This is a genomic window from Streptantibioticus rubrisoli (assembly GCF_024436055.1).
Lineage (GTDB): Bacteria > Actinomycetota > Actinomycetes > Streptomycetales > Streptomycetaceae > Streptantibioticus_A > Streptantibioticus_A rubrisoli.
Genome location: NZ_JANFNH010000001.1, coordinates 400,312 through 427,083, shown reverse-complemented (window position 1 = coordinate 427,083; position 26,772 = coordinate 400,312). Strand labels below are relative to the sequence as shown.

Annotated in this window: 25 protein-coding genes; 12 read left to right on the top strand and 13 right to left on the bottom strand. The window is 72.0% G+C overall.

Translation table 11 applies throughout. From position 1 onward, the window contains the following. Positions 1-90 precede the first annotated feature (90 nt). The 4 genes from NON19_RS02090 (at position 91) to NON19_RS02075 (ending at position 5,015) form a co-directional block, all read left to right on the top strand. Positions 91-2,160 (top strand): phosphocholine-specific phospholipase C, encoded by a 2,070-nt coding sequence (locus NON19_RS02090; RefSeq protein ID WP_255924778.1) that lies wholly within the window; start codon positions 91-93, stop codon positions 2,158-2,160. 147 nt (positions 2,161-2,307) lie between these two features. Next, complete coding sequence (locus tag NON19_RS02085; protein WP_255924777.1) at positions 2,308-3,498, top strand: glycosyltransferase family 39 protein; 1,191 nt, start codon at positions 2,308-2,310, stop codon at positions 3,496-3,498. Positions 3,499-3,620: 122 nt separating this feature from the next. Continuing rightward, the gene (locus NON19_RS02080; protein ID WP_255924776.1) at positions 3,621-4,382 is read left to right on the top strand and encodes an SDR family NAD(P)-dependent oxidoreductase; all 762 of its coding nucleotides are present in this window, start codon (positions 3,621-3,623) and stop codon (positions 4,380-4,382) included. Positions 4,383-4,625: 243 nt separating this feature from the next. Then, the gene (locus NON19_RS02075; RefSeq protein ID WP_255924775.1) at positions 4,626-5,015 is read left to right on the top strand and encodes a hypothetical protein; all 390 of its coding nucleotides are present in this window, start codon (positions 4,626-4,628) and stop codon (positions 5,013-5,015) included. Here the strand turns inward: NON19_RS02075 and NON19_RS02070 are convergent. Both NON19_RS02070 and NON19_RS02065 read right to left on the bottom strand, forming a co-directional pair. Beyond that, positions 4,981-5,883: a hypothetical protein gene (locus NON19_RS02070; RefSeq protein ID WP_255924774.1), complete on the bottom strand. Its 903-nt coding sequence runs from the start codon at positions 5,881-5,883 to the stop codon at positions 4,981-4,983. The genes NON19_RS02075 and NON19_RS02070 overlap by 35 nt on opposite strands. Positions 5,884-6,013: 130 nt before the next feature. Then, complete coding sequence (locus NON19_RS02065; RefSeq protein WP_255924773.1) at positions 6,014-8,446, bottom strand: SpoIIE family protein phosphatase; 2,433 nt, start codon at positions 8,444-8,446, stop codon at positions 6,014-6,016. 326 nt (positions 8,447-8,772) lie between these two features. Here NON19_RS02065 and NON19_RS02060 point away from each other — a divergent pair, with 326 nt between their 5' ends. The 3 genes from NON19_RS02060 to NON19_RS02050 all read left to right on the top strand — a co-directional run bounded on the left by NON19_RS02060 (position 8,773) and on the right by NON19_RS02050 (position 11,358). After that, positions 8,773-9,399, top strand: coding sequence for a LysE family translocator (locus NON19_RS02060; protein WP_255924772.1), 627 nt, complete (start codon positions 8,773-8,775; stop codon positions 9,397-9,399). 87 nt (positions 9,400-9,486) lie between these two features. Continuing rightward, on the top strand, positions 9,487-10,311 hold the full coding sequence (locus NON19_RS02055; protein WP_255924771.1) for a PP2C family protein-serine/threonine phosphatase: 825 nt from the start codon (positions 9,487-9,489) through the stop codon (positions 10,309-10,311). A gap of 63 nt (positions 10,312-10,374) precedes the next feature. Further along, entirely contained in the window at positions 10,375-11,358 is a 984-nt protein-coding gene (locus tag NON19_RS02050; RefSeq protein ID WP_372513979.1) for an MASE1 domain-containing protein, read from the top strand. A gap of 3 nt (positions 11,359-11,361) precedes the next feature. On the opposite strand, the gene NON19_RS02045 is transcribed toward NON19_RS02050, so the two are convergent. From NON19_RS02045 to NON19_RS02030, 4 genes are all read right to left on the bottom strand, one after another. Beyond that, positions 11,362-11,904, bottom strand: coding sequence for a type 1 glutamine amidotransferase domain-containing protein (locus NON19_RS02045; RefSeq protein WP_255924769.1), 543 nt, complete (start codon positions 11,902-11,904; stop codon positions 11,362-11,364). A 34-nt stretch (positions 11,905-11,938) separates the two neighbouring features. Beyond that, positions 11,939-12,094, bottom strand: coding sequence for a DUF6131 family protein (locus NON19_RS02040; RefSeq protein WP_255924768.1), 156 nt, complete (start codon positions 12,092-12,094; stop codon positions 11,939-11,941). Positions 12,095-12,188: 94 nt separating this feature from the next. Next, positions 12,189-13,043, bottom strand: coding sequence for a class I SAM-dependent methyltransferase (locus NON19_RS02035; RefSeq protein WP_255924767.1), 855 nt, complete (start codon positions 13,041-13,043; stop codon positions 12,189-12,191). A gap of 220 nt (positions 13,044-13,263) precedes the next feature. Further along, the gene (locus tag NON19_RS02030) at positions 13,264-13,578 is read right to left on the bottom strand and encodes a hypothetical protein (protein WP_255924766.1); all 315 of its coding nucleotides are present in this window, start codon (positions 13,576-13,578) and stop codon (positions 13,264-13,266) included. A 345-nt stretch (positions 13,579-13,923) separates the two neighbouring features. Between NON19_RS02030 and NON19_RS02025 the strand changes: the two genes are divergently transcribed. Beyond that, positions 13,924-14,457: a hypothetical protein gene (locus NON19_RS02025; RefSeq protein WP_255924765.1), complete on the top strand. Its 534-nt coding sequence runs from the start codon at positions 13,924-13,926 to the stop codon at positions 14,455-14,457. 29 nt (positions 14,458-14,486) lie between these two features. Here the strand turns inward: NON19_RS02025 and NON19_RS02020 are convergent, their stop codons facing one another. Beyond that, on the bottom strand, positions 14,487-16,079 hold the full coding sequence (locus NON19_RS02020; RefSeq protein WP_255924764.1) for a phospholipase D-like domain-containing protein: 1,593 nt from the start codon (positions 16,077-16,079) through the stop codon (positions 14,487-14,489). 122 nt (positions 16,080-16,201) lie between these two features. After that, positions 16,202-17,716 (bottom strand): MFS transporter, encoded by a 1,515-nt coding sequence (locus tag NON19_RS02015; protein WP_255924763.1) that lies wholly within the window; start codon positions 17,714-17,716, stop codon positions 16,202-16,204. 90 nt (positions 17,717-17,806) lie between these two features. Between NON19_RS02015 and NON19_RS02010 the strand changes: the two genes are divergently transcribed. Next, positions 17,807-18,484 (top strand): TetR/AcrR family transcriptional regulator, encoded by a 678-nt coding sequence (locus NON19_RS02010; protein ID WP_255924762.1) that lies wholly within the window; start codon positions 17,807-17,809, stop codon positions 18,482-18,484. Here NON19_RS02010 and NON19_RS02005 read toward each other — a convergent pair. Then, entirely contained in the window at positions 18,376-19,446 is a 1,071-nt protein-coding gene (locus tag NON19_RS02005; RefSeq protein ID WP_255924761.1) for an Lrp/AsnC family transcriptional regulator, read from the bottom strand. The genes NON19_RS02010 and NON19_RS02005 overlap by 109 nt on opposite strands. A gap of 53 nt (positions 19,447-19,499) precedes the next feature. On the opposite strand from NON19_RS02005, the gene NON19_RS02000 reads away from it, so the two are divergent. Both NON19_RS02000 and cobM read left to right on the top strand, forming a co-directional pair. Continuing rightward, complete coding sequence (locus NON19_RS02000; protein ID WP_255924760.1) at positions 19,500-20,324, top strand: inositol monophosphatase family protein; 825 nt, start codon at positions 19,500-19,502, stop codon at positions 20,322-20,324. Positions 20,325-20,445: 121 nt separating this feature from the next. Next, entirely contained in the window at positions 20,446-21,207 is a 762-nt protein-coding gene (cobM, locus tag NON19_RS01995; protein ID WP_255924759.1) for a precorrin-4 C(11)-methyltransferase, read from the top strand. Here the strand turns inward: cobM and NON19_RS01990 are convergent. Beyond that, positions 21,198-22,334 carry a cobalt-precorrin-5B (C(1))-methyltransferase gene (locus NON19_RS01990; RefSeq protein ID WP_255924758.1) on the bottom strand — a complete coding sequence of 379 codons (1,137 nt, stop codon included), beginning with the start codon at positions 22,332-22,334 and terminating at the stop codon, positions 21,198-21,200. The two genes, cobM and NON19_RS01990, sit on opposite strands and share 10 nt — an antisense overlap. An 11-nt stretch (positions 22,335-22,345) precedes the next feature. Between NON19_RS01990 and NON19_RS01985 the strand changes: the two genes are divergently transcribed. Then, positions 22,346-23,095 (top strand): cobalt-precorrin-6A reductase, encoded by a 750-nt coding sequence (locus NON19_RS01985; protein WP_255924757.1) that lies wholly within the window; start codon positions 22,346-22,348, stop codon positions 23,093-23,095. A 265-nt stretch (positions 23,096-23,360) separates the two neighbouring features. Here the strand turns inward: NON19_RS01985 and NON19_RS01980 are convergent, their stop codons facing one another. From NON19_RS01980 to cobG, 3 genes are read right to left on the bottom strand one after another with little or no spacing between them, the layout of a single operon-like run. After that, positions 23,361-24,869: a precorrin-2 C(20)-methyltransferase gene (locus NON19_RS01980; RefSeq protein WP_255924756.1), complete on the bottom strand. Its 1,509-nt coding sequence runs from the start codon at positions 24,867-24,869 to the stop codon at positions 23,361-23,363. Beyond that, complete coding sequence (locus NON19_RS01975; protein ID WP_255924755.1) at positions 24,866-25,492, bottom strand: precorrin-8X methylmutase; 627 nt, start codon at positions 25,490-25,492, stop codon at positions 24,866-24,868. Before NON19_RS01975 ends, NON19_RS01980 begins: the two co-directional genes overlap by 4 nt. Beyond that, positions 25,489-26,754, bottom strand: a complete 1,266-nt coding sequence (gene cobG, locus NON19_RS01970; protein WP_255924754.1) for a precorrin-3B synthase — start codon at positions 26,752-26,754, stop codon at positions 25,489-25,491. The genes NON19_RS01975 and cobG overlap by 4 nt, the downstream gene beginning before the upstream one ends. Positions 26,755-26,772 lie beyond the last annotated feature (18 nt).

Here is a 26,772-nt window from a genome sequence, read left to right as displayed (position 1 = left end):
CGCCCCAGCCGACCGTCGTTCCCGATCGCCTGGTGAGACTCCGTCCGGAACTCCGTTCCGTCGTGAACCAACCAAGGAGACACGCTCTTTATGACCGGGATCAACCGTCGCAGATTCATGCAACTGGCGGGTGGCACCGCCGCCACATCCATGCTCACCAGCGCCATCGCCCGCGCGGCGGAGATTCCGGCAAACCGCCGTACCGGCACCCTGCGGGACGTGGAGCACATCGTCGTCCTGATGCAGGAGAATCGTTCCTTCGACCACTACTTCGGTACCATGCGCGGGGTACGCGGCTTCGGTGACCCGCGCCCGGTGACCCTGCCGAGCGGCAAGCCGGTGTGGTACCAGTCCGACGGTTCCAAGGACGTCCTGCCGTTCCACCCGGACGCCGAGAACCTGGGCCTGCAGTTCCTCCAGGACCTCGACCACGGCTGGGACAGCGGCCACCACGCGCACAACCAGGGCAAGTACGACCAGTGGGTTCCGGCCAAGACCGCGACGACGATGGCCTACCTGACCCGCCAGGACATACCGTTCCACTACGCGCTGGCCGACACGTTCACCATCTGCGACGCCTACCACTGCTCGCTGCTCGGCCCCACCGACCCCAACCGCTACTACATGTGGACCGGTTACGTCGGCAACGACGGCACCGGCGGCGGCCCGGTCATCGACAACGCCGAGAAGGGCTACTCGTGGACGACGTACCCCGAGCGCCTGGAGAAGGCCGGAATATCCTGGAAGATCTATCAGGACGTCGGCAACGGCCTTGACGCGAACGGCTCCTGGGGCTGGACCCAGGACGCCTACATCGGCAACTACGGCGACAACTCCCTGCTGTACTTCGACAACTACCGCAACGCCGCCCCCGGCAGCCCGCTGTACGAGAAGGCCCGCACCGGCACCAACGCCAAGCAGGGCCAGGGCTTCTTCGACATCCTCAAGGCCGATGTGAAGGCGGGCAAGCTCCCGCAGATCTCCTGGATCGCGGCGCCCGAAGCGTTCACCGAGCACCCCAACTGGCCGGTCAACTACGGTGCCTGGTACATCTCCCAGGTGCTGGACGCGCTGACCTCCAACCCCGAGGTGTGGAGCAAGACGGCGCTGTTCATCACCTACGACGAGAACGACGGCTTCTTCGACCACGTCGTGCCGCCGTACCCGCCGTCCTCCCCGGCCCAGGGCAAGTCGACGGTGGACGTCAGCGGTGACCTGTTCACCCCCAAGAGCGGTGACAGCAGCGTTCCGGGACCCTACGGTCTGGGCCAGCGGGTGCCGATGTTCGTGGTCTCCCCGTGGAGCACCGGCGGCTACGTCTGCTCCCAGGTGTTCGACCACACCTCCATCATCCGATTCATGGAGCGGCGCTTCGGCGTCCACGAGCCCAACATCTCCCCCTGGCGCCGCGCCATCACCGGCGACCTGACCACGGCCTTCGACTTCTCGAAGACCAACACCAAGGTGCCGACCCTGCCGGACACCAGCGGCTACCTCCCGCCGGACCACAACCGGCACCCCGACTACGTGCCCAAGCTCCCGGCCAACCCCGAACTGCCCAAGCAGGAAAAGGGACTTCGCCCGGCCCGGCCGCTGCCGTACGACCTGTCCGCGGACAGCCGGGTGGACGCCCACGACGGCCAGCTGACGCTCGACTTCACCAGCCACGGCAGGGCCGGTGCGACGTTCTACGTCACCTCCGCGACCCAGCCCGACGGCCCGTGGACCTACACCGTGGAGGCCGGCCGGCAGTTGTCCGGTAACTGGCACCTCGGCTCGGCCAAGCAGTCCGGGTACGACTTCACCGTGCACGGACCCAACGGCTTCCTGCGGCAGTTCAAGGGCCACACCGGCGCCACCCGCCCCGAGGTGAGCGCCCGGCACGAGGGCGGCAGCGGGCAGGTGAGGCTGGTGCTGACCAACGAGGGCACCACCACCGTCCACCTCACCGTCACCGACGCCTACGGCAACGACCGCCCGGCCAACTACCGGCTGAAGCCCGGCGCGCGGGTCGTCCACACGGCGACCCCGCACCGCAGCCACGGCTGGTACGACCTGTCGGTCGCCTGTGAGCAGGACCGCACCTTCCTGCGCCGCCTCGCGGGCCATGTGGAGACCGGCCAGGTCAGCACCAGCGACCCGGCCATAGCCACGGTCTAGGGTCCGTACCCACCGAAGGGTGCCGTCCGCCGGGCGGCACCCTTCGTCGTACCGGGGTCAATTCCGCACCAGCCTGCACGGATCCGGCGGAATCCACTAGTACGCTACGCGCCTCGGTACAGCCCCCACTCCCCCACGCGGTCCGCCATGTCCACAGTCACCCAGTCCGCCCGCCCGCTCGGCGACCTCGCCGAATGCCTGCGGCCCATACGGCGCTTGCTGGCGGCGGCGCACCGGGCCGCTCCGGCGCTCGCGGGGTACGCCGCCGTCCGGGGCGTGTGCCTGGCGCTGTTCACGGCGTGGGGAGCCTGGCGCGGCACTTCGGTGTGGCACCGGATGGGGACGCTGTGGGACGCCGCCGCCTATCTGCGCGTCGCGACGGTCGGCTACCCGACCGCCGTGCCCGCGCCGGACGCGCACGGTCACCGCTACTGCGACCTGGCGTTCTTCCCGCTGTACCCGATGTCGGTCAGGGCGGTGCACGCGGTGCTGCCGGTGTCGCCGCCGGGGGCCGCGCTGCTGGTGGCGTGGGTGGCCGCGGGGGCCGCGGCGTGCGGCATCTTCGCCGTCGCCGAGCGGCTGTACGGCCACCGTACGGGGGTGGCCGCCGCGTTGGTGTGGGCGGCGCTGCCGCACGCGTTCGAGGTCAACCTCGGCTATACCGAGGCGCTGTTCGCCGCTCTGGCCGCCTGGACGCTGTACGCGGCGCTGACCGGGCGTTGGCTGTGGTCCGGGGCGTTGAGTTCGGCGGCGTGTCTGACCCGGCCGACCGGTATCGCGCTGGCCGCCGCCGTCGCCACGGCGGCGCTGGTACGGGTGCGGCGGGCGCCGTGGTGCTGGCGGGCGGTACTGGGCGCGGCCGTCGCGCCCCTGGGATGGTTCGGGTTCGTCGGATGGGTGGGGTACCGGCTGGGGCGGTGGAACGGCTACTTCACCGTGCAGATGGCGTGGAACTCGCACTTCGACTTCGGCGCCACCACCGCGGGGCAGGTCGTCCAGGTGCTCCGGGATCCTCTCGGCGCCGGGATCGGCGCCGTCGCGGTCACGGTGGTGCTGCTGGCGGCGGTGGTGCTGTTCGGACACTGCTGTACCGCGCGGCAACCGGCGGTGCTCGTGGTGTTCAGCGCGGCGATGCTGACCATCACGCTGGGCGACGCCGGGGCGTTCCTGTCCCGCGCCCGCTTCCTGCTGCCGGTCTTCCCCCTGGTCCTCCCGCTGGCGACCGCGCTGGCCCGGGCCCGGTCCCGCCGCGCGGCCGGGCTCACGCTGGGGGCGGCGACGCTCGTCTCGGCGGGGCTGGGGCTGTACCTGACGTTCATCAGCACCTCGTCGCTGTAGCCGTCGGCCGGTTGACACATTGGCCGGATCCGCCACCCACGGGGACGCGCCACCGCGGATCCTCGCTTACCGTCGCGACATTCGGCAAGTGCCGGACATCTGCGAGGAGTTACGGAGAAACCATGCCGACGACGAACCGGTTGGCCGGAACGGTGGCGCTGGTGACCGGAGCCTCCAGCGGGATCGGCGAGGCGACGGCCCGGGCGCTGGCCGCCGAGGGCGCGGCGGTGTCACTGGTGGCCCGGCGGCAGGACCGCCTGGAGCAAGTGGCGTGCGGCATCCGGGAGTTGGGCGGCACCGCGCTGGTGCGCACCGCCGACCTCACCGAGGAGGAGCAGGCCCATGCCGCCGTCGACCACAGCGTGGCGGCCCTGGGCGGCTTGGACATCCTGGTCAACAACGCGGGGCTGATGCTGCTCGGCCCCTTCGAGGAGGCCACGTCCGACCAGTGGCGGCGCATGGTCCGGATCAATCTGATGGGCTTGATGTACACCACCCAGGCCGCGCTGCCCCACCTGGTGCGGGCGGCGGCCGACGGCACCCGGCAGGTGGCCGACCTGGTCAACGTCAGCGCCGTGGCGGGACGCCGCACCCGCGCCGGACGAGCGGTCTACAGCAGCACCAAGTTCGGGGTGGGCGCGTTGACCGAGGGGCTGCGCCAGGAACTGCACGACCGCCATGTCCGGGTCTGCGCGATCGAGCCCGGCAGTACCGTCACCGAGCTGCGCACCCACAACCCGCCGCACGTCCGGGCGCGGCTGGACGCCCGCCGCCTGCGGCGCCTGGACGCCGACGACGTCGCCGAGGCCGTCGTCTTCGCGGTCACCCGGCCGCGGCACGCCTCGGTCAGCGAGCTGCTGATCCGGCCTACCGAGCAGCCGTGAGCACGGCCCGGGCGGGCGACCGCGTCGGCGTCGGCCCGGCGGGAGCTCCTACGGTCGCGCTGGTCGCGCACCGGTCCACAGCGTCGTGGGTGCCCAGCGCCGCGGCGCCAGCAGGTCACGCGCCGCGACAGTGAGCGGCCACGATGCCGCGGGCCCGGCGGTGCCGGTGACCCAGCACGCCTGCGAACGCTCGACCGCCGTACCCTTTGGGTAGGTATCTCCCTTCGGGAGGACGGTGAGCGCATGACCCACTGGGGGCCGAGATGGGTCGGCGCCGCGCTGTGCCTGGCGGTGGTCGCCATCCATGTCGTGGACCAGGGCGGCGTACCAGGCGCGAGGGACCCGTTCTACATCGGTGTCTGCTACCACCTGCTGGAGATCGCCGGGCTGCTGGCCGCGGGGCTGCTGCTGTGCCGCCGGGTCCGGCTGGGGTGGCCGTTGGCGGCCGGGGTCGCCCTCGGCCCGCTGCTGGGCTACGTGCTCTCCAGGGGTCCCGGCCTGCCGCAGTACAGCGATGACGTGGGCAACTGGGCCGAACCGCTGGGCGTGCTGAGCCTCGTGGTGGAGGCCGCCCTGCTGGTGCTGTCGGTGACGGCGCTCACCCGTCACCGTCGTGCCCTGGCCCACCGTTGAGGTGGGCGAACGCCTCGGCGACCAGCGCGTCGAGTCCCGGCTGCCGCTGGCCCGGGCGGGACAGGTACAGCGTGGTGTGATAGCGGCCGTCAGCCTCTTTGCCCGTCGGGTCCCCGCCCGCGGCGGTGAGCGCCTCGATGGCGCTGCGCTGCTCGGCCGGGTCGGTGAACAGGCGCTGCGGATAGCTGTGGTCGGTGTCCTGTTCGGTGGCCAGCCCGTACTCCGCCAGGGCGCGCGCCACCGGTGCGTAGGACACGGTGCGCAGGACGAACGCGACTACCCAGACCGGGAGTTGGGCGCAGTCCAGCAGTGCCCGGAAGGTCCGGGCGGAGATGTAGCCCACGCCGCCGGTGACGGTGATCAGTCCGGTACCGGCCATGGCGCGGCACAGCCGCTTGCTGGGGGGCGCGGACTCCAGGTCCTCGGCGAACCCGTCGTCCAGCAGTCCGACGTCCAGCGCGTACCGTACGGGGTTCGCCGCGGCGTCCAGCCCGAGCACCCGGATCGGGTCGGGGCGGCGGCGGGAGGCGTAGAACTCCTTGTCCCACGCGATGAGTTCGTCCCGCGTGCGGTCCCGCGCCTGGGGACCGGTGTAGTGCTCGTACAGTTCGTCCAGCGTCAGGTCGTGGTTGAGCAGTGCGGCGTTGATCCCGTACGAGCAGCACACGTCGAGGACGGTGACCGGGCCCCGGTGGCCGGGAATGGCGGCACGTGCCCGGTGCACACGTCGGAACAACGGTTGGGCGTGCTGCGGGATGCGGTACTCGAGCGGGGCGAGTCTGCGGAAGTAGGCGCGCGGGTCGGGCTGGTCGTAGATGTCGTCGAAGCAGCTCTTACCCGGCACGGTGTGGTTCCGCCTACGGGTCATACAGGCTCTCCTCGCTGGCGTTGATCACGTTGGGGTGTCGTCGATCACGCTGAGCAATATCATGGAGTTTGTAGCGGCGCGGAACGCATGTGGTAGGGGGCGTGTCGAAAAGTGGTCAGCTCCGCGTCCGTTACGCCGCGTTACGGGACAGCTCGGCCCAGATGATCTTTCCGTCGGGCGTGTAGCGGGTGCCCCAGCGGCGCGACAGCTGGGCGACCAGGAACAGGCCACGGCCGCCTTCATCGGTGGTACGGGCATGGCGCAGGCGCGGCGAGGTGCTGCTGGAGTCGGCGACCTCGCAGATCAGCGCGTGCTGCCGGATCAGCCGTAGCTGCATCGGCCCGGACGCGTGGCGGATGGCGTTGGTGACCAGCTCACTGACGATCACTTCGGCGGTGAACACCAGGTCCTCAAGTCCCCATCCCTCAAGGCAGCGGCTGGCCAGCACCCGGGCCTCCGACACCACCGCCGGATCGCACGGCAGCTGCCAGGAGGCCACATGGTCGGGGCCGAGCGCATGGGTGCGGGCGATGAGCAGGGCGACGTCGTCGTCCGGCGGCCCGGCCAGCAGCGCGTCCAGCACCGCGCCGCAGGTCTGCTCCAGCGGCCGGTGCGGATGCGCGAGCACCGTGCGCAACCGGTCCAGTCCCTGCGCCTCGTCCCGCCCTCCGGCCTCCAGCAGGCCGTCGGTGAACAGGGCCAGCAGACTGCCCTCGGCAAGTTCGAACTCGGCGCTCTGGAACGGCATGCCGCCCATTCCCAGCCGTGGCCCGGTGGGCAGGTCGGGGAAGCTCACGCTGCCGTCCGGCGCCACGATGGCGGGCGGTGGATGCCCCGCCCTGGCCATCGCGCAGTTGCGGGTGACCGGGTCGTAGACGACGTACAGGCAGGTGGCGCCGACCCCCGGCTCGGGATGCGCCTCCTCCCGCGGCTCCTCTCCGCCCGGCGGCAGCACCAGGTCGTCCAGGTGGGCGAGCAGCTCGTCGGGCGGCAGGTCCATGTCGGCCAGGGTGCGCACGGCGGTACGGAAGCGCCCCATGGAGGCCGCCGCGCTGATCCCGTGCCCGACCAGGTCACCGACGACCAGGGCGGTCCGGGCGCCGGACAGCGGGATCACGTCGAACCAGTCGCCGCCCACGCCTCCGCTGGCGCCCGCGGGCAGATAGCGCGAGGCCACCTCCAGCGTGGTACGGGTGGTCAGCTTGTGCGGCAGCAGATCGCGCTGGAGGGCAAGCGCCGTGCTGTGCTCACGGGTGAACCGGCGGGCGTTGTCGATGTTGACGGCCGCCCGGGCCACGACCTCCTCGGCGAGCAGCAGGTCGTCCTGCTCGAAGGGGTCGGGCCGCTGCCAGCGGACGAACGTGGCGACGCCCAGCACATTGCCGCGGGCACGGATCGGGATCAGCATCAGCGACCGCAGCCCGAACCTGCGGAAACTGGCCGACCGGACGGCGTCCGCGGCCATCCACCCACCGGGACCGGTGTCCGGCCGGGTCTCCAGGAACGAGGTGCCGTCCGCCAGGCACCGTCCCCACGGAGAGTCCGGGTCGATGGTGACGATGTCCCCGGTCCCCGCGATCGACTCGGGACTGCCTTCCAGCACCGACTTCTGCCCGGCCCGGCGCAGCTCCCGCACGTCCAGCAGCGGCCCGGCGCGCGGTGCGTCACCGCGCAGCACGGTGTCCAGCAGGTCGACGGTGACGAAGTCGGCGAGCCGCGGTACGCCGATCTCGGCCAGCTCCTGTGCGGTGCGGCCGACGTCCAGGGTGCTGCCGGTGCGCGCGCCCGCCTCGTTCAGCAGCGCCAGCCGCTCCCTGGCCCGCACCCGCTCGGTGACATCGACGACCATGTAGCACACGCCCAGCACCCTGCCGAAGGCGTCGTCGAGCCGGAAGAACGAGGTGGAGTAGGCGTGCTCACGGTTGGGGTCGGCCGGGGTGCGGCCGCGGTACTCGAAGTCGGTCGCGGGCTGCCCGGTGTCCAGCACCTGGCGCATCTGCGCCTCGATCTTCTCGGCGTCCAGCCGCGGCAGCACCTCACCGAACCGCTTGCCGATCCGCTCCTGGCGGGAGACGCCGCCGGTGCGCTCCAGCGCGTCGTTGATCCATACGAACCGCAGGTCAGGGCTCATCACCGCCATGCCCACCGGTGAGCTGGACAAGAACCGCTCCAGCATCGACCGGTTGACCTCCCACCACGGGGTGCGGCCGATGTCGATGGCGGCCAGCAGCCAGCCGAGCGGGGGGTCCAACGGCCAGATCCACAGGCCGAGCCGCAACGGCCGCCCGTCCCGGTGCCGCACGTCGACCAGGCCCGCCCAGCCCTCCGAGGTCGGCCGGCCCCGTACCGAGGCCAGCACCCGGGCGCCGTCCTCGGCGTTGACCAGCAGCCGGGTGACCGGTCGCCGGACCACCTCGGCGGCCGGATAACCGAGCACCGCCTGCGCGCTGACGCTCCAGCTGACGACGAGGCCCTTGGCGTCCACCACCCCGATCGCCACGCCCATCAGATCGAAGGGGGGCTCTACCCCTTCGGGCGTGGTGGTGCGGTCGAAGGCGTCCATCGCGCTACCTCGTCCACCCGTTCATGCACAGCGCTCCCGTTCCCCGGCCCGGTCGCCTCCGACCAGCCGGTGGTCCTCCCAGCATCGCACCAATGCGCCCGCCGGGTCGGCCGAGCACCGGTGGCCGGGCCCGGCCGAGCGCGTGGATTCACGTTCGCGAACGCATGGGCGGCGCCGCCAGCCGCGTACCGTCCCGCCCGTCTCACTACGCCTTCCCGGTGGCCGACGAGCCCGGCGCCAGCCGCCTTGCGCACGAGCCCGGTTGACGCCTTCGGCCCGGCGAAATCCGGTCGCCCGGCGATCAGCCGACCCGGCAGGATGACGGGATGCTGAGCATCCTCCTGCCCTTCCTCGGCGCGTGCGTGGTCATCGCCGCCGTGCCCGGCCCCAGCACAGCGATGATCATCCGGCACTCGCTGCGCGGCGGGCGGCGGGCCGGATTCGCCACCGTGCTGGGCAACGAGACCGGTGTCTTCCTGTGGGGCGTCGCGGCCGCCTTCGGCCTCACCGCGCTACTGGCCGCCTCGCAGCTGGCGTATGACGTCATGCGGTACGCCGGAGCCGCGGTGCTGATCTGGTTCGGCGTCCAGGCCCTGCGCGCCGCCCGGCGCCCGGACGCGGCCGACGGTGCGGCCGGGTCCGGCCCGGCGGCGCTGACACCGTGGCGGGCGTACCGCACGGGGGTGTGGGTCAACCTGGCCAACCCGAAGGCGGCGATCTTCGCGATGTCGTTCCTGCCGCAGTTCGTTCCGCACGGCGCGCCCCAACTGCCCACGGTGATAGGGCTGGCGACCGTGCAGGCGCTGTTCGAGGTGGCCTTCTACGGAACGTACGTCTGGTTCGTCCACCGTATGAAGTCGCTGTTCGACCGCGCGTCGGTGCGGCGGCGGATGGAGCGGATCTCCGGCGCCGTGCTGCTGGCGCTCGGTCTGCGGCTGGCACTGGAGGGCTGACCAGCGGCGCGGGCCACTTGGCGCCGATATGATGACCGCGGGGTTCCCCGGGCTGCCGCCCATGACCCGACGCGCCTCGGAGGGTCCATGACCCGACGCCGTCCCACCCCGTCCGCCGACGACCTGCTGACCTCGCTCGGCCGGCTGACCGCGCAGGCGCTGGAGCGGGCCGAGTCGCAAAAGGCCCGGGTGGAACTGGCCGTCGCCCTGCAACGCGAACTGCTTCCGGCCGTGCTGCCGCAGGTGCCGCGACTGCGCTGTGCGGCGCGCTACGCGCCCGCCCGGCACGGCCTGGACATCGGCGGCGACTGGTACGACGGTTTCAGGCTGCCCGACGGCGCCGTCGGGTTCTCCATCGGGGACGTTCAGGGCCATGACGTCGAGGCCGCGGCGTTCATGGGGCAGATCCGCATCGGACTGCGCGCGGTGGCCGCCGCCGTCGAGGATCCCGGCGAGGTGCTGAGCCGGGCCAACGAGCTGCTGCTGTCGATGGACTGCGGCCTGTTCGCCACGTGCAGCTTCCTGCGCTTCGACCCGGCCACCAGCGAGCTGGCCGACGCCCGCGCGGGCCATGTGCCCGGGGTGTGGGCCACCGCGGACGGCGACTGGGGGGTCGCCGAGCACCCCGGGGGCGTACCGCTGGGCGTACTGCCCGGCGAGGCGTACCCGGTCACCACGCGCCGGATGTCCGACACCGAAGTGCTCGCTCTGTTCACCGACGGTGTGGTGGAAGGGCCGTCGTTCTCCATCGAGGCGGGCATCGAGCAGGTGGCGCGCCTGGTCAGGGACGCAGTCCCCGCCGATCCGGGCGAACTCGCCAGTCAGGTGATCAAGGTGGCCGACCTCACCGGCCACACGGACGACGCCGCCGTGTTGGTACTGAGCCACCAGGCGGCACAGGGCACAAGGTGACGTAACCGCCTCGCCGCGCGTGTCATGGGCTATGGCGGCTTCGCAGGCTGTCTGATGGCTGCCGTGGTGCGCAACGAGGAGGCCCGGCGCCTCGCGGGGACAGCCCTGCGGATCCTTGCCGTCGCAGCCGCCTACTACGTCACCGGCTACCTCGGGCTGCTGGAGCGGGTGGTCGTGGCCGGCGCGGTGGTGACCCCGCTGTGGCCGCCCACCGGTATCGCGCTGACCGCGTTGCTGCTGATGGGGTTGCGGATCTGGCCGGGCATCGCACTGGGCACGTTGCTCGTCGTGGCCTCGCTCGGCCGGATGACGCCCGCCGACGCGGGGATCATCGCGGGGAACACCCTCGCTCCGGTGTGTGCGTGCCTGATGCTTCGGCGGTCCGGTTTCCGGCTCGATCTGGCCCGGCTGCGGGACGGGGTGGCGCTGGTGTTCCTCGGCGCGCTGACCGGGATGCTGGTCAGCGCGACCATGGGTGCCGGGTCGCTGGTGGGCTCCGGCCTCCTGCCGCCGAGCCGGTTCTGGGGAGCCTGGGCGGCGTGGTGGGCGGGGGACGCGATGGGCGTACTGGTCGTCACGCCGCTGCTGCTGGTCGCGCGCCGGGCGCGGTGGCCCCGGGACGTGCCCGGGTCCCGGTGGGCCGAGGCGGCGGCGCTGGTCACCGTTGCGGCCGCGGTGACGACGCTGGTGACCAGCACGCGGATGTCCCTGCTGTTCCTGGTCTTCCCCGTGCTCATCTGGGCGGCGCTGCGCTTCCGGCTGGCCGGTGCGGCGCCGTGCGTGCTGTTCATGTCGGTGCTGGCGGTGGTGGCGGCGACCCATCGGGCCGGGCCCTTCGCCCACCACGGGTTGTTCGCGGTGATGGTCAACCTGCAGGCGTTCAACGGCTCCGCCGCGCTGACCGCGCTGCTGCTGGCGGCGCTGACCACCGAGCAGCAGAACACCCTGCGCAGGATCCACCAGGCCTGCGACGAGCTCACCGAGGTCGTCGCCCGGCTCACACCGGGCGACAGCGCTCGCCGCTGGCCGCCGGACCGGCCCGGGTAGCCGCTAACGACTCGCCTTGGTGAACTCCGTGACGAACGCGTCGTCAAACGCCTTCAGATCGGCTGGCTTGCGGCTCGTGATCAGGGTGTTGGGGCCGTCCGTACAGACCCGAACCTGCTCGTCGACCCAGTTGCCGCCCGCGTTGCGGATGTCCGTCTGGATGCTGGGCCATGAGGTGAGCGTACGGCCGCGCACCACGTCGGCCTCGACCAGGGTCCACGGGCCGTGGCAGATCGCCGCGACCGGTTTGCCCGCGTCGAAGAAGCCCTTGACGAAGGCGACGGCCTTGGCGTCCATCCGCAGGAAGTCCGGGTTGGCCACGCCACCGGGTAGGACCAGAGCGTCGAAGTCCTTCACCTGGGCCTCGGAGACGGTCTGGTCGACCTTGAAGGTGTCGGCCGCCTCAAGGTGCTTGAAAGCCTGGACGCGTCCGGGCTTCGTGGAGACCACTGTGGGCGTTCCGCCAGCTTCGTAGACCGCCTCGCAGGGATCGGTCAGCTCGACCTGCTCGACGCCCGCGGTGGCCACGAGGAAAGCGACCTTCATAGGCTTGGGCTCCCTTCCGGCTGCCGTTCAACGGCTACCAGTAGTGCCGTCGGCCGAAGACCGCGTGGCCCAGGGTGCCGAGCACCCACAGGATCGCCCCGATGACCACCAGGATGATGCCGATCGTCCACAGAATGGCGATCTTCAGCAGGAAGCCGACGATCAGCAGAATGATGCCGAGGACGACCATGGTGCCCTCCGTTTCCGCTTTGTTATGACGTAGGGCCGCCTACCCCTTTCCGGCGCGCATAACCAGCCGCGGCCACCTCACTGACCTGCGGGGACTATCTGGCATCGGCGGCGCACACAGCATGGAAGATCCCCCAGGCCAGGTGCCCCTCCTGAGAGGCCCGCGCCCACAGCGGAAGGTTCCCCCCGAGTCGCTCCAGATAGCCGGGGCTGATGACCTGCGCCAACTCCTCGCCGTGTTCGCGCACTTCCTCGGTGAGCCGGATGTAATGCGTCAGCAGATGCTCGCTCAGGTCCTCGAACTCGACCGGCGCCAGCCCGAGTTCGCCAAGTCGCGCACGGTAGAAGTCGAGCGTCGCGAACCGCCCCATCGCCAGGCGCTCCGCCAACGGCGCCAGTTCCTCCGCGGTCGCCTTCGGGGTGGCCATGATGTCCGTGAAGACGAACGCGCCACCCGGCTTGAGGACCCGTGCCGCCTCACCGAGTGTCTTCGCCCGGTCACCGCTGTGGCACAACGCTTCCTGGGACCATACGACGTCGAAGCTGCCGTCCGGCTCGGGAACGTCGTTGAACGAACCGGTGACGACCTCGATCAGTGCGCCGAGGCCGCGTGCGGCGTTGGCTTCCCGGTGCCGCCGGTTCTGGGACTCGCTGATGTTGAGGGCGACGACCCGGCACCCGAAGCGCTCCGCCAGATAACGGGCCGCGCCGCCGTAGCCGGAACCCATGTCCAGCACGCGCCGACCGGGCCCCAGCAGGTCCGCGGCCTTGGCGGCGACCCGCTCGACGGTGCGCCGGGAGGCCGCACCGATCGCCTCACGCGGATGCGCGTAGATCCCGGTGTGGATGTCCTCGCCGCCCCATACCGAGGCGTAGAAACCGTCGACATCTGCGGTTTCGTAGTAGCCGCGCGCCGCGTCCGCCGCTCGCACCGTGCTTTGATCATCCATAGCTGCTGCCTTGACCAAGCGGTCCCGCGGCAAACCTCGGGGCGGGCCCATGGACGAGTACCGGACAACCGTGATGGATCATCAGGCCGGTGTGCGGCGCACCGGCCGTACACATGACGGAGCGGTTGGCGGTGTGGGTCGCCTTGCCGCTTCCCACGCCCGCCAACCGCTCACCAGCGTTGCTCAGGCTGGATTGCCTGGGTCGGGATGGATGCCGTGGTCAGTCCCAGTCTCCCCAGTCACCACCCCAGTAGCCGCCGCCCCAGCCCCAGCCCCACCAGCCAGGGCCCCAACCCCAGCTCCAGCCCCAGCCAGGACCGCCGCCCCAACCGCCGCGGCCCCAACCGCCGTGGCCCCAACCGCCGTGGCCCCAGCCCCAGCCGCCGCCTCCGCCTCGGACGCTCACGGTGGCAACGTGCGTCGGGTGCTGCGGTGCCGCTGATGCCGTTGACAGGCCGCCGACACCGGCGAACGTACCGGCAGTGAGCACCCCGGTGGCCGCAGCCACGGCGAGGCGCCGTATCGGCTTGCGCATGGCGCTCTCCTAACTCTGTAGACGCGGCGGGTTGCCGCTCCTCAAGTTCAGAGTGCGCCCACACCCCCACAGACACAAGCAAATCACCATAAAACTCATATAAATCGGAAAAAGCTGACATACCGCATCATCCGCGCGCCTCCGCCTACCGGTGCGTCAGCAATGAACTCGCTGGTCAAAGCAGCTCTCCCGAGCCCTCCCCGACCAAAGCGGCCGCCACGGCGGCGCCCCTCCCGGGAGGATGCCCGCACCCGTCGGTAACCCTGCGCACTCTGTCACTCCTCCGCGTGATCGCCGCTGGACAAGGCCCCCGTGCCGGGCGTACCGGCGTAACCTGCCCGAACCATGACGGATTTTGCGGATGAGGCGCGGTCGCGTACCGCGCATCTGTTGCGAATGGCGAACACGGTGGACGCCCGGCTACGGGCACAGATCATCGAGTACGCGGATTCGACGCCGGATCCGCCGGTGATGGGCCCGACTGGGATCGCCACGGCGGGGTGTCCGCTGTGCCTGCGGACCATGTGGCGGCAGCGCGATGGCTGGGTGTGCGCATCGTGCGGCCATGTCGAGGAGGAGCTTCCGGTGAGCTGCCCGAACTGCCGGACCGTGATGAAGCCGCCGCCGACCAGCGCGCCGGATCGCTGGTGGTGTTCGAGATGTGGCCGGGTCGCGACGGCCGGTGACTCCACGACGGAGATCGAGAACCGCGAGCGGGGACGGCTGGAGGCGGTTCGGCTGCTGGACCGGGCGGTGGCACAGCGCGCCGACCGGCGCCGGGAGGCGGAGGCCACGGCGGTGTCCTGGGCGTTCTCGGCGGCGGTCACCGAGCGGGAGCGGTTGCGGATGGAGCGGGCGGCGCTGCGGCTGCGGCCATGACGCCCGGCCGCCCGCTTAGGGCGGCGAGGTCAGCGCGGGCACAGACCCCGCGCGTAGTCCACCGTGGCGGTCCCCCGCGAGTACGTCCACTCGGGATCGAGCAGTCGGGTCTGCAACTGACGTGCGGCAGCGGGGCTTTCGACGATGTAGCCGAAGTCCTGCAGCCAGGACGGGTAGAGGTTCTTGGAGCCGAGGTAGAACGCGGAGTCGTCCACGGAGACCACCTTGTGGTGCAGTGCGTACGGGTGGCCGTCGGCCCAGTTGTCCGTCGGGGCGCTGCGGAAGGACGCCAGTTGCAGGTTGGCGCACATCTTCGCGTGGGCGGTGCGCTGGTCACCGGTGACGCGGGCGAGGCGTTCGCGCAGCGTGTCGCTGATCTCCGACAGGGACCTGATCTGCGAGTATCCGCCGCTGCCGACCAGTCCGCGGTTCGCCGGGTCGCTGACCACGATCCGCACCTTCACGCCTTCGGCGAGCTTGGCGGCCAGCGTGTCGTACAGCCGGATGTCATAGCGCGGCAGCGGCGGGCAGGTGCCGTTGAGGTCCTGCTGGGAGATCTCGACCCGGCGGTGCGCGCTGCCGATCAGCGAACGCAGGGCGCTCTCCTCGGGGTTGACGGTTTCGTAGTCCCGGTCCGCGTTGGTGTTGTCGTGCACACCGATGCCGCACCGGGTGTCGGAGGCGGTGGGCAGCGTGGGCCGGTACGACGACGCCGGGTCCGACTTCCTGATGCCGACCCCGAGCCCGCCGACCGCGATCACCGGGATGTCCCCCCGCGCCTTGACCGGTTCGGGGTTGGCGTCCTTCTCCAGGGTCGGCATACAGGCGGCCGAGTTGGAGGTGGCCAGCCAGACCGAGTTGGGGTCGCCGGAGTTCCGGCAGGTCCAGGTCCACAACGTGTCCAGAAACGTTCCGGCGGCACGGGCGGCGGGTCCACGCAGCGCCAGGTCGACGTCCGAGACCGGGTGGGTGGTGTCGATGTAGTCGTCCTTCCAGTCGTTGATGCCACCGGTGATCACGCTCTCGCCGTCCACCACGACCAACTTGGTGTGGTTCCAGGAGAACGACGCCTTCGACGTGGTCATCGAGGCGACGTTCAACGTGATGTTCTCCGCCGCCTTGCCGAGCCGGTTGACCAACTCGTGCCCGTACAGCGCTGGTATCACGTTGAGGTTGTACACCGGCGCGGCGCCGACCAGCACGCGCACCCGCAGTTTCCGCCCGTCCGCCACCGCCGCCTTCAGGCCCGCCACGATCGCGTCCTGGAAGGCGCCGTTCGGCAGCGGGGCGAGCGAGGAGATGTCAACGGTGCGCCGCGCCTGGGAGATGTTCTCGGTCATCTTGGCGAGCAGCCGTCGGGTACCCACCCGGTTCGCGCACTTCGGATCGCCCCAACACCCCGGCGTCTGAAGCAGCCAGCCCCCGGCGTCCAGGCCGTTGCCACCACTGCGCGCCCAGACCTGCCCATCGAGCCCCGGCGACACGCCCCGCAAACCGCGCTGCACGGCGTCCAGATGGGGAGTCGGCGCGGCGGCGTACGCCGACCCGGCGGGCAGCGCGGCCAGTACGGCGCTCAGAACGGCGGCACAGGGCGTCAGACGGCGGAACCGGTGGCAGAGCAAGGCGCATCCTTAGCATTGTGTTAACGGGATGTGAACTGCGCGGACCTACAAGGGAACGTAAATTCTTCCGCCCGCCGAAGCTACCTGTTCCCGACCCGCCATGCGCGCCTCGACGAAACTCCTCAGCCAACCGCCCCGGAGTTGGCCCGATCCGATCGCCGCATCAACAGCAGCACCAGTGCTGCCATCACCGCCAGCGCCGTCGCGCCCACCACCATGGCCAGGTGCAGTCCGTCCACGAACGCGCCGTCAACCGCCCCTCGGGCGGCGGCCGGTAAGCCACGGCCCAAGCCGTGCCCGCCCCCGGATACGACCGAGTGCGCCAGCACGCCCGCGCCGGGCACGCGCGCCCGCAGGTCGGACGCGCACCGGGTGGCCGACACCGCGCCCATCACGGCGACCCCGGCCACTCCGCCGATCTCCCGGAACATGTTGACGGTGGCCGAGGCCATGCCCGCTCGCGCGGGCTCCACCGCATTCATCACCGCGATGGAGATCGGCGTGAACGTCAGCCCGAGGCCGACGCCGAGCAGCGGCATCAACCACCAGAACTTCCCGAACCCGGTGTCGCACCCGCACCGTGTGAACCCCGCGACACTAGCCGCGACCAGCGCCAACCCGGCGGCCAGCGGCAGCCGCGGACCGTGGCGGGCGCACAGCCGCCCGGCGACGATGGCGGTGCCGCCGGTGCACAGCGTGGCCGGGAGCATCACCAGCCCCGCCGCCGTCGCCGAATACCCCAGTACCGACTGGAGGTACAGGCTCAGGAACACGCCCAGGCCGAAGAATCCGAAGCTGACGGTGAATCCGGCGAGCACGGCGGCACCGGTGCCCCGGTGGGCGAACAGCCGCAGGTCCACCATCGGTGACGGCACCAGGAGTTCAAGCGTCACGAAACCGGCCAGCAGCAGTACGGCGGCCAGCGCGGCACCCAGCACCAGCCGGTCGCCCCACCCCCGTACCGGTCCCTCGACCAGCGCGTACACCAGCGTGCCGAGCCCGGCGACCGCCGTGATCTGGCCTGCGGGGTCCGGTCGCGCCCCCGACCTCGGCACCGGCGGCAGGATCCGGGCGGCCAGCAGCAAACTCCCCACGCCCAGCGGCACGTTGATCCAGAACGCGCTGGCCCAGCCGAACCGGTCGACCAGCGGCCCACCAAGGGCGGGGCCGACGGCCAGTCCCGCCCCGGAGACACCGCTCCACACCCCGATCGCCCTGGCCCGCTCGGACTCCCCGGTGAAGACGTGCCGCAGGATGGCCAACGAGCCCGGCGTCAGCAGCGCCGCACCCACCCCCTGCACGGCCCGTCCGGTGACGAGCACCGCCAGGCTCCCGGCCGACGCGCACAGCGCCGACCCGGTGGTGAACAGCGCCAGCCCCGCGAGGTAGACCGGGCGGCGGCCCCATCGGTCGCCGAGGACGCCTCCGGTGAGCAGCAACGAGGCATAGACCAGGCTGTACGCCTCGACCACCCATTGCAGCCCGGACGTCCCGGCCCGCAGTTCCCGCCCGATGGCGGGCAGCGCCGTGCTCACCACGAGGTTGTCGACCATGGCCATGAACAAGCCGCTGCACAACGCCACCAGCACCAGTCGCTTGCGGCCTCGCGAACAGGTCTCCACAGCTCCCCCTAACATCGTTAGCCGTTCCCTAACGACGTTAGCTTGACCCTAACGCTGTTAGATTCGCAACCGGGAATCCGCGAACTGCCGCACGGGAGAGGCGACATGGCGAGCGCTCAACGGGCCGAACGCACCGGGCTGACCAGGGACGACCTGGCCGATGCCGCACTGCGGTTGCTGGAAAGGGACGGACCCAAGGGCCTGTCCATGCGCAAGGTCGCCGCCGAAGTCGGCGTGCAGGCCGCATCGCTGTACTGGCACGTACAGAACAAGGAAGAGCTGCTCGACCTGGCCTCCGACGCGCTGTGGGCCGACATCGACATCCGCACCCTCACCGCGACTCCACCCGCCCACTGGCGGGACGGTGTCGCCGAGATGGCACGTCGGCTGCGCACCCATCTGCTCGCCCGGCCGAACGCCGTGCGCGTCCTGGCCGGACGGTTCTCGCCCGGTCCGCGGGCGCTGGCCGGGATGGAAGCGCTGATCGACATCCTGCGCCGGGCGGGCTTCGGCGGCACCGACGCGGTCAACGCCGCCTATCTGGTGAGCACTTGGGTGCAGGGCTTCGTCGTGCACGAGTCGGTGCCGATGTCCGCGGCGGAGGAGCCCGGCGCGACCCCCGGGGAGGCGCTGGCCGAGGCCCGGCGGCGGCTGGCCGCGCTGCCCGCCGAGCGCTACCCCAACGTCCGCGAACTGGCCGAGGAGATCGCTGGGCCCAGCATGGACAGCCGGTTCGAGTTCGGCCTGGCCCGACTGCTCGACGGCCTCGAACCGCTTCGGTAGGCCAGGTGGCCGGGGCGTTTGACGGCGGTGCCGACCAGGACCGTGTCCACGGAGTGGATGCCCAACCCGGCAAGGTCCTCGGTGATGAAGTGGTAGAGGGCCTCCAGGTCGGGGAGCCACACGGCGGCATGCAGGTTGGCCTGGCCGGTGGTGGCCAACGCGCCGTGCACCGCCGGGTGCTGGGCAAGGCGACGGCCCACCTCGTCGAGGTGGTCGGGTGGCACCTGGAGCCATACGTTGGCGTCCACCGCGAGTCCGAGGCGGCGGTGGTCCACGACGACCAGGGTGCGCAGCGCACCGCGGGCGGTCAGGGCGGTCAACCGGCGGCGAACGGTGGAGTCGGGCAGGCCGGTGCGGGCGGCGAGGGACGCCGCCGAGGCGCGGGCGTCGTCGGCGAGGGCGGCGAGCAGCAGGTCGTCGGTGGCGTCCAGCGGCCCGGCGGAACCGGGGCGCCCACGCGGGGCGAGCGCCGCCCGCTCCCGCGCGGTGAGCACGTCGAGACGCCAGTCGGCGGCGTCCCGGAAGACGTGCAGCACGGTCTGCGCGGTGACCGAGGTGACCGCCGAGGTCGCGGGCAACTGCTCGAACACCAGCCGGTTGCGCGGCCCCGAGCCGGTCAGCGCGATGGCGCTGATCTCGTCGCCCCCCGCGGAGACATCGATGAACGGGATGTCGTCACGGGCGGCCAGCGCCTTGGTGACCGCGTCGAGGCGGCCGCGCAGCACCCGGACGCGCAGCAGCATCACCCGTGTCCCGTCCGGGAGTTGGGGTGCCATGACGACCTTGACGATCCCGTCGGCGAACAGCGCGGACCAGCGCCGCCGTACGGTGCGCGCGCTGAGCCCCAGTACGGTCGCGGCCCGCTCCACCGGCAACCGGCCGTCGCACTGCAGGGCCGCGACCAGCCGCCGATCCCGCTCGTCGAGGACATCAATCGCCGTTTCCATGGCCACAAAGAGCATTTTCGCTCATTTCGAGGGCCTGGAGCGCCGATGCCCGGCCGAGGCCCGCGAAGGTGGACGCATCCACCAACGGCAAGGAGGAACACACCATGTCGGACCTCGGCCTGCTCGCGCCGCTGACCACCATCGCCCAGCACACCGGCAAGCGGTTGCTCGACCGCGAGCGCCCGGCTGCCGCCCGTACCCTGTCCGAACTGCGGTCCGCCTTCGAGGCGGTGGACGGACCGGCGTCCGAGGCGCTGCGCACCGAACTGGCCCGGCTGCGGCCGCAGGCCGGATGGGCGGACGAACTCGACCTGCGGCTTCCGCGGTCTGGTGAGGTGTGGGTGGCCGACGCCATGGACGGCGCCGTGCAGTACCTCCAGGGGCTGCCGCAGTGGTGCGTCACCATCACCCTGGTCCGCGACCGGGTGCCGGTGGCCGTGGTGCTGCACTGCCCGCCGCTGGGCGAGACGTACGCCGCCGCGGCGGGCCACGGCGCCACCCGCGACGGCGCGCCGATCACGCCCTCGGCCAAGGCCGAGGCCACCGCGACGGTCATCGCCACCAGCCATCCCATGTTCGCCGCCGAACAGCCCACCGCGATGGCCCGCGCCGGGCGCTCCTACCGCGCACTGCTGCCCGAGGTGCGCGCCATCCGCAACCTCGGGCCCACCTCCTGGCAGCTCGCCGACACCGCGGCCGGGCGGCTGGACGCCTTCTGGATGTACGGCACGGACGATGTCAACCTGCTCGGCGGAGCACTGATCGCCCGCGAGGCCGGGGCCCGCGTCACGGACGCCCAGGGCGCGCCGTGGGCGGCCGGGGCCGACAGCCTGCTGGTCTCCGGGCCCCAACTGCACGCCCGCTTCGTGGAGTTGCTGCGTGACGTTCGCTGACAACCGCCCTCGCCGCAGCGTGCGGCCCGGCCCCGACCAGCGGTTTGCCGTCAACGCTCAGTAGAGTGCGGTGCCGCCGCCCATCATCGGCCGCGTCCCGCACGGCCCGAGGAGAGAAACATTGACGGTCTACTTCATCGGCGCAGGTCCCGGCGCCGCCGACCTGATCACCGTGCGCGGCCAGCGCACGCTGGCCCGCTGCGGGGTCTGCCTGTACGCGGGCAGCCTGGTGCCGCGCGAACTGCTCGCCGAGTGCCCGGCCGACGCCCGGCTGGTCGACACCGCGCAGCTTGACCTGGACCAGATCACCGCCGAGTTGGTGCGCGCCCATGAGCAAGGGCACGACGTGGCGCGACTGCACTCCGGCGACCCCTCGGTGTTCAGCGCGGTCGCCGAGCAGATGCGCCGCCTGGACGCGGCGGGCGTGCCGTACGAGGTGGTGCCCGGTGTGCCGTCCTTCGCGGCGGCAGCGGCGGCGCTGAAGCGGGAGTTGACCGTCCCCACGGTCGGGCAGACGGTGATCCTGACCCGGCTGGCGCACCGCGCCACGCCGATGCCGGACGGCGAGGACCTGGCGACCCTCGGCCGCAGCGGCGCACTGCTCGTACTGCACCTGGCCGCCCGCTATGCCGACCGGGTCGTGGCGGAGTTGCTGCCGCACTACGGTGCCGACTGTCCGGCCGCCGTGGTGGCGATGGCCAGCCGCCCCGACGAACTGGTGCTGCGCGGCACCCTCGGCGACATCGCCGGGCAGCTCAAGGCGGCGGGCATCGTGCGTACCGCGGTCATCCTGGTCGGCCGGACGCTCGGCGCCGAGCAGTTCGGCGACAGTTACCTCTACTCGCCCGAGCGCGAGCGGCACGGCGGGTGCGATCAGCCGTAGGCCCGAGCGGGTTCGGCCCGGCCGACGATGGTACCGGCGCGGTCGATGCAGATGATGTCGACCGCGACCGGCGCCTCCCGCAGCACGCCGAGGGCGGTGCTCCTGGCGGCGGCGGCCACCAGATCGCCCAGCGGCACGCCGTGCGCGGAGCACAACTGGACCGCCTCCAGGCCGGTGTTGGCGCCCGCCACCGCGGCGGCCAGCTCGTCGTCGGCTCCGCCGTCGCGGGCCAGCTCGGCCAGGAAGCCCTTGTCCACCTGGGAACGAGAGGAGTGCAGGTCGAGATGGCCAGCGGCCAGTTTGGAGAGCTTGGCGAAGCCACCGGCGATGGTCAGCCGCGGCACGGGATGACGGCGCAGGTACTTCAGCACCGCACCGGCGAAGTCGCCCATGTCCAGCAGCGCGTCCTCGGGCAGGCCGTGCACCGCGACGGCGACCTTCTCCGAGGTCGACCCGGTGCACCCGGCGACATGGGTGCGCCCGGCGGCCCGGGCGACATCGACACCGCGCCGGATGCTGTCGATCCACGCGGAGCACGAGTACGGCACGACGATGCCGGTCGTGCCCAGGATGGACAGCCCGCCGAGGATGCCAAGCCGGGGGTTCCAGGTGCTGCGGGCGATCTCCTCGCCGCCGTCCACCGAGACCTCGACCTCCACGTCCGCCGTCCCGCCGTGCGTTCGGGCGACCTCGGCGATGTGCTCGCGCATCATCTGGCGGGGCACCGGGTTGATCGCGGGCTCACCGACCGGCAGCGGCAGACCGGGCCGGGTCACCGTGCCGACTCCGGGTCCGGCCCGGAAGACCACACCGGTACCGGGGGCGCCGTGCCGTACCGTCACCCTGATCAGGGCGCCGTGGGTGACGTCCGGGTCGTCCCCGGCGTCCTTGACCACGGCGGCCATGGCCTGCCCGTCCGACGACTCCTCGGCGGCCAGGGCGAACGCGGGCCGCTGCCCCTTGGGCAGGATGATGGTCACCGGGTCGGGGAACTCCCCGGTCAGCAGCGCGGTGTACGCGGCCGTGGTGGCAGCCGTCGCGCAGGCACCCGTGGTCCAGCCGTGCCGCAGGCCGGTGCGCTCCAGTTGTGCCGACCGGCCGCCCTTCGGCTTCGTACCCTCACTCACCGGACGGTCCGATGACTACCCGGCGCCATGTGCTGATCCTCGGCGGTACGACGGAGGCCCGACGACTCGCGGCCGAGCTGGCCGCCGACCCCGGCCTGCTGGTCACCAGTTCGCTGGCCGGGCGGGTGGCCCAGCCCAGGCTGCCCGCGGGGCAGGTGCGCATCGGGGGCTTCGGCGGTGCCCAAGGCCTGGCGCAATGGCTGCGCGAACACCGGGTTGACGCGCTCATCGACGCCACTCATCCCTTCGCCGAGAAGATCAGTTTCAATGCGGCCGAGGCCGCCGCCATCGCCCATACTCCCCTGCTCGCCCTGCGCCGTCCCGGGTGGGTGGCCGGTCCCGGGGACCGCTGGCACGAGGTCGGCTCGCTGAGCGAGGCGGCGGGGGTGCTGCCGTCGCTCGGGCGGCGGGTCTTCCTCACCACCGGCCGGATGGGTCTGGCGGCCTTCGCCGGGCTGGACGAACTGTGGTTCCTGGTCCGCTCGGTCGACGCGCCCGAGCCGCCGGTTCCGGCACGGATGGAAGTGCTGCTGGACCGGGGTCCGTTCACGGTCGAAGGCGAGTCCGAGCTGGTCCGGCGCCATCGTATCGAGGTGCTGGTGACCAAGGACAGCGGCGGCCCGGCGACGTCCGCCAAGCTCACGGCCGCCCGCCTCGCGGGCGTGCCGGTGGTGGTCGTGCGGCGACCTCCGGTGCCGTCGGGTGTGCGCGTCGCCCCCGACGTGGCGGGGGCTGTGCACTGGCTCGGCACACTGCGGTAGCGCACTGCGGGATCCTGACCGGGTTGCGGCCGGTTCGACCCCGCTGGTCCGGTTTCGCCGGGGTTGATCGCCGTCGCGGCGGATTCAGTTGGAGGCAAGCCCTCAACTCCCAGGCGGTTGAGCCGCGTTGGGACCGCACCACCAACTCTCAGCAGCGCCGGGGGCGTCAGGGGCTTGCCCCCGACAACTTCCCCGCCGCGACGGCGGGCACCCCCGGCGAGACCGGACCGGCGGTGCCGAAACACGCGCAACCCCCGACCAGGCGCTACCCCCCGGAGGGATAGTCGCGGGGCGTCCACACCACCGTGGTGCCGTCACCACGGTGGACCGTGCGGGTCTGCGAGGAGCCGACCAGCAGAACGCAGCGCATGTCGACGGTCGCCGGGTCGAGGGTGTCCAGCGTGTGGAACCGCACCGCCTGTTCCGGACCGCCGACATCCCGGGCGACCACCACCGGCGTCTCCGGCGCGCGGGTCTCCCGCAGCACCTTCAGCGCGGTCTCCAGCTGTGTCCGGCGGCTGTTGGACGCCGGGTTGTACAGCGCCAGCACCAGATCGGCGGCCGAGGCGGCGCGCAGCCGCTCCTCGATGATCTGCCAGGGCTTGAGCCGGTCGGAGAGCGAGACCACCGCGTAGTCGTGGCCGAGCGGCGCACCCGCCAGCGCGGCGGCCGACTGCGCGGCCGTGATCCCGGGCACCACCCGTACCCGTACCCCCAGGTACGGCTCGGCGGAGGCCGCCTCCAGCACCGCGGTGGCCATGGCGAAGACCCCGGGGTCGCCGGAGGAGACCACCGCGACCTTGCGGCCGCGCCGGGCCAAGTCGAGGGCGAACTCGGCGCGTTCGGCCTCCACCCGGTTGTCCGAGGCGTGCCGCCGCTGGCCGGGGCGGTGCGGTACCCGGTCCATGTAGGTGGTGTAGCCGACCAGGTCCTCGGCCGCGGCCAGCGCCGAACGGGCCTGCGCGGTGAGCCACATGGGACCGGCCGGTCCGAGCCCGACGACGGTGACCTCGCCTTCACCGGAGGGCGGCCGGGCGTCAACCCGGCTGGGCAGGACCGCCATCGAGAAGTACGGCACCGACTCGGGGTCGACGTCGGCGAGCGCGGCGGTCCGCTCGGCGTCCATCGTGGCGCGCTCCACGTAGTGGGCGTCGGCCAACCGGCCCGCCCGCTCCAGGGCGTTGCGAACCGCCGGGAAGGTGCGGCCGAGCTTCATCACGGCCGCGGAGTCGGTGCTGGCCAACCGGGCGGCCAGCTCGTCCTCCGGGAGGGTGCCCGGCAGGATGGTGAGCACCTCCTCGCCCTCCACCAGCGGCCGCCCCAGGCGGGCCGCGGCGGCGCTCACCGAGGTGACGCCGGGCACCACCTCGGTCGGGTAGCGGTCGGCGAGCCGCTTGTGCATGTGCATGTAGGAGCCGTAGAACATCGGGTCGCCCTCGGCCAGTACCGCGACCGAGCGTCCGGCGTCCAGGTGCGCGGCGAGCCGGGCGGCGGCCTCGGCGTAGAACTCCTCCAGCGCGCCCCGGTAGCCGCCGGGGTGGTCGGTGGTCTCGGTGGTCACCGGGTAGACCAGCGGTTCCTCGATGTGGTCGGGGCGCAGGTGCCGTTCGGCGATGGAGCGGGCGATGCTGCGGCCGTGCCGGGCGCTGTGGTAGGCGATGACGTCGGCGCCGGTGATGACCTCCACCGCCCGAACGGTCATCAGCGACGGATCGCCGGGGCCTAGGCCGACACCGTAGAGGCGGCCCACCGGATGTGCGGCTTGCGTGTTCACTCTTCCTCGCTCGCTATCGCGTTGATCGCGGCGGCGGCGATCGCGCTTCCGCCGCGCCGTCCGCGTACCACCAAGTGCTCAAGTCCCGACGGGTGTTCGGCGAGCGCCTGCTTGGACTCCGCGGCGCCGACGAAGCCGACCGGGACGCCGATCACGGCGGCCGGGCGCGGGCAGCCCGCCTCGACCATCTCCAGCAGCCGGAACAGCGAGGTGGGCGCGTTGCCCACCGCCACCACCGCGCCGTCCAGCCGGTCCCGCCACAGTTCCATGGCGGCGGCCGAGCGGGTGGTGCCCAACTCGGCGGCCAGCGCGGGCACCGAGGGGTCGGACAGGGTGCACACCACCTCGTTGTCGGCGGGCAGCCGCTTGCGGGTCACCCCGCTGGCCACCATCGCCACGTCGCACAGGATCGGGGCGCCCGCCCGCAGCGCGGCACGGGCGTCGCGTATGACGTGCTGGCTGTAGCCGAGATCACGTACCAGGTCGACCATGCCGCAGGCGTGGATCATGCGGACCGCGACCTGGGCCACGTCGTCGGGCAGCCCGCTCAGATCCGCCTCGGCGCGAATGGTGGCAAAGGACTGGCGGTAGATCGCCGGGCCGTCCTTCTCGTACTCGATCACGTGGTCCTCGTCTGGGGTGTACTGCGGGCCGCCGCCACGACGGCCGGCAACTGCTGGCTGCCGGGCAAGTCTGCCCGATCGGTTCCGGCCACGCTGACCTGGTATCCGTCGGCGGTGGCGAGCACGTCGACCCACCGTGCGCCGCCGGGGTGCCCGCAGCGCCGCGCGCAGCCGGACCAGTGCACCGGCAACCGCCGTGCCGCCAGCGCCGGTTGGGCCGTGAGGGCGGTGGCCGCGTCGCGGCGCACGTCGGCCAGCGACTTGGCGCAGCCGGGCAGTCCGGTGCAGGCGCTGGCGCCGTGCCAGGGCGAGCCGGGATCGGTGACCAACCCTGCCTCGGTCAACGCGCCCAGCTCGTCGGCGGACGCGCCGGGCAGTACCACGCCCCGCCAGGGCGTGAGCCGCAACTCACCCGCGGACACCGCCACCAGCCGCCGCCACTGTGCCGTGGCGGCCCGGCCGAACCGCAGCCCCAACGACAGGCCGACCACCGTGCCGTCGCCGTCACACACGGCGCCGAACTCCGGCGGCGGCTCGAAGCCGACCGCGTCGGCCGAGGTCGTCGCGGCGAGCCGGGCCCGGATCAGGCTGCCGTCCGGGTCCACCTCCCGCACGCGCCAGGCCCGTTGGCCGCCGTCGCGCAGCACCGCCAGGAACTCCTCGGCGGCCCGCAGCATCCAGCGCGGTCCGTCGACTGCGGGCACCGCGATCCCGGATCCCGCGGCGACCGGCCCCACATGGAGCACCGCCTGACCGCCCGGTCGCGCGATCAATGTCACATCGCCGCCGAGCGCAGCCACATCGCCGCGACCGTCATCGAGGACGAAAAGGAACCGACCCGACAACTCGGGCGTGATGTCGCTGGCGCACAGCAGGGAGTCCAACTCCCGCGTCCAGCCCCGTACGTCGGCGTGCCCGCGGCCGTCCAGCCCGGCCAGCGGTGAGGCGACGATGTTGCGCACCCGCTCGTGCCGGATCGACGGCAGCAGCCCCGCGGCGCCCAGCCGGGCGGCCAGTTCACCGCCCGCGTCCGAAGGCAGGCCGCGCAGTTGGACGTTGCCGCGCGAGGTCAGATCGAGATGTCCGTCACCCAGTTCCTCGGCCAGCCGGGCCAGCGCCTCGGCCTGAGCGGCGGTCAGCAGCCCGCCGGGCAGCCGCACCCGGGCCAGCGCACCGTCGTCCGCCGCGTGCAGCCGCAGCGCTCCCGGGCAGGCGTCATCGCGCCCGCGGCCGACCGCGGACACGCCGAAGGGGCTGGTCACGGCGGCTCCGAAGGTTGT

Bases quoted from the DNA above. Each gene is read 5' to 3' on its own strand.
- NON19_RS02030 (WP_255924766.1), bottom strand. From the start codon at position 13,578: ATGCGCAAGCCGATACGGCGCCTCGCCGTGGCTGCGGCCACCGGGGTG.
- NON19_RS02025 (WP_255924765.1), top strand. From the start codon at position 13,924: ATGACGGATTTTGCGGATGAGGCGCGGTCGCGTACCGCGCATCTGTTG.
- NON19_RS02080 (WP_255924776.1), top strand. From the start codon at position 3,621: ATGCCGACGACGAACCGGTTGGCCGGAACGGTGGCGCTGGTGACCGGA.
- NON19_RS02015 (WP_255924763.1), bottom strand. From the start codon at position 17,716: ATGTTAGGGGGAGCTGTGGAGACCTGTTCGCGAGGCCGCAAGCGACTG.
- NON19_RS02065 (WP_255924773.1), bottom strand. From the start codon at position 8,446: ATGGACGCCTTCGACCGCACCACCACGCCCGAAGGGGTAGAGCCCCCC.
- NON19_RS02085 (WP_255924777.1), top strand. From the start codon at position 2,308: ATGTCCACAGTCACCCAGTCCGCCCGCCCGCTCGGCGACCTCGCCGAA.
- NON19_RS02075 (WP_255924775.1), top strand. From the start codon at position 4,626: ATGACCCACTGGGGGCCGAGATGGGTCGGCGCCGCGCTGTGCCTGGCG.
- NON19_RS02040 (WP_255924768.1), bottom strand. From the start codon at position 12,094: ATGGTCGTCCTCGGCATCATTCTGCTGATCGTCGGCTTCCTGCTGAAG.
- NON19_RS02045 (WP_255924769.1), bottom strand. From the start codon at position 11,904: ATGAAGGTCGCTTTCCTCGTGGCCACCGCGGGCGTCGAGCAGGTCGAG.
- NON19_RS02035 (WP_255924767.1), bottom strand. From the start codon at position 13,043: ATGGATGATCAAAGCACGGTGCGAGCGGCGGACGCGGCGCGCGGCTAC.
- NON19_RS02055 (WP_255924771.1), top strand. From the start codon at position 9,487: ATGACCCGACGCCGTCCCACCCCGTCCGCCGACGACCTGCTGACCTCG.
- NON19_RS02010 (WP_255924762.1), top strand. From the start codon at position 17,807: ATGGCGAGCGCTCAACGGGCCGAACGCACCGGGCTGACCAGGGACGAC.
- NON19_RS02070 (WP_255924774.1), bottom strand. From the start codon at position 5,883: ATGACCCGTAGGCGGAACCACACCGTGCCGGGTAAGAGCTGCTTCGAC.
- NON19_RS01985 (WP_255924757.1), top strand. From the start codon at position 22,346: ATGACTACCCGGCGCCATGTGCTGATCCTCGGCGGTACGACGGAGGCC.
- NON19_RS02005 (WP_255924761.1), bottom strand. From the start codon at position 19,446: ATGCTCTTTGTGGCCATGGAAACGGCGATTGATGTCCTCGACGAGCGG.
- NON19_RS02090 (WP_255924778.1), top strand. From the start codon at position 91: ATGACCGGGATCAACCGTCGCAGATTCATGCAACTGGCGGGTGGCACC.
- NON19_RS02060 (WP_255924772.1), top strand. From the start codon at position 8,773: ATGCTGAGCATCCTCCTGCCCTTCCTCGGCGCGTGCGTGGTCATCGCC.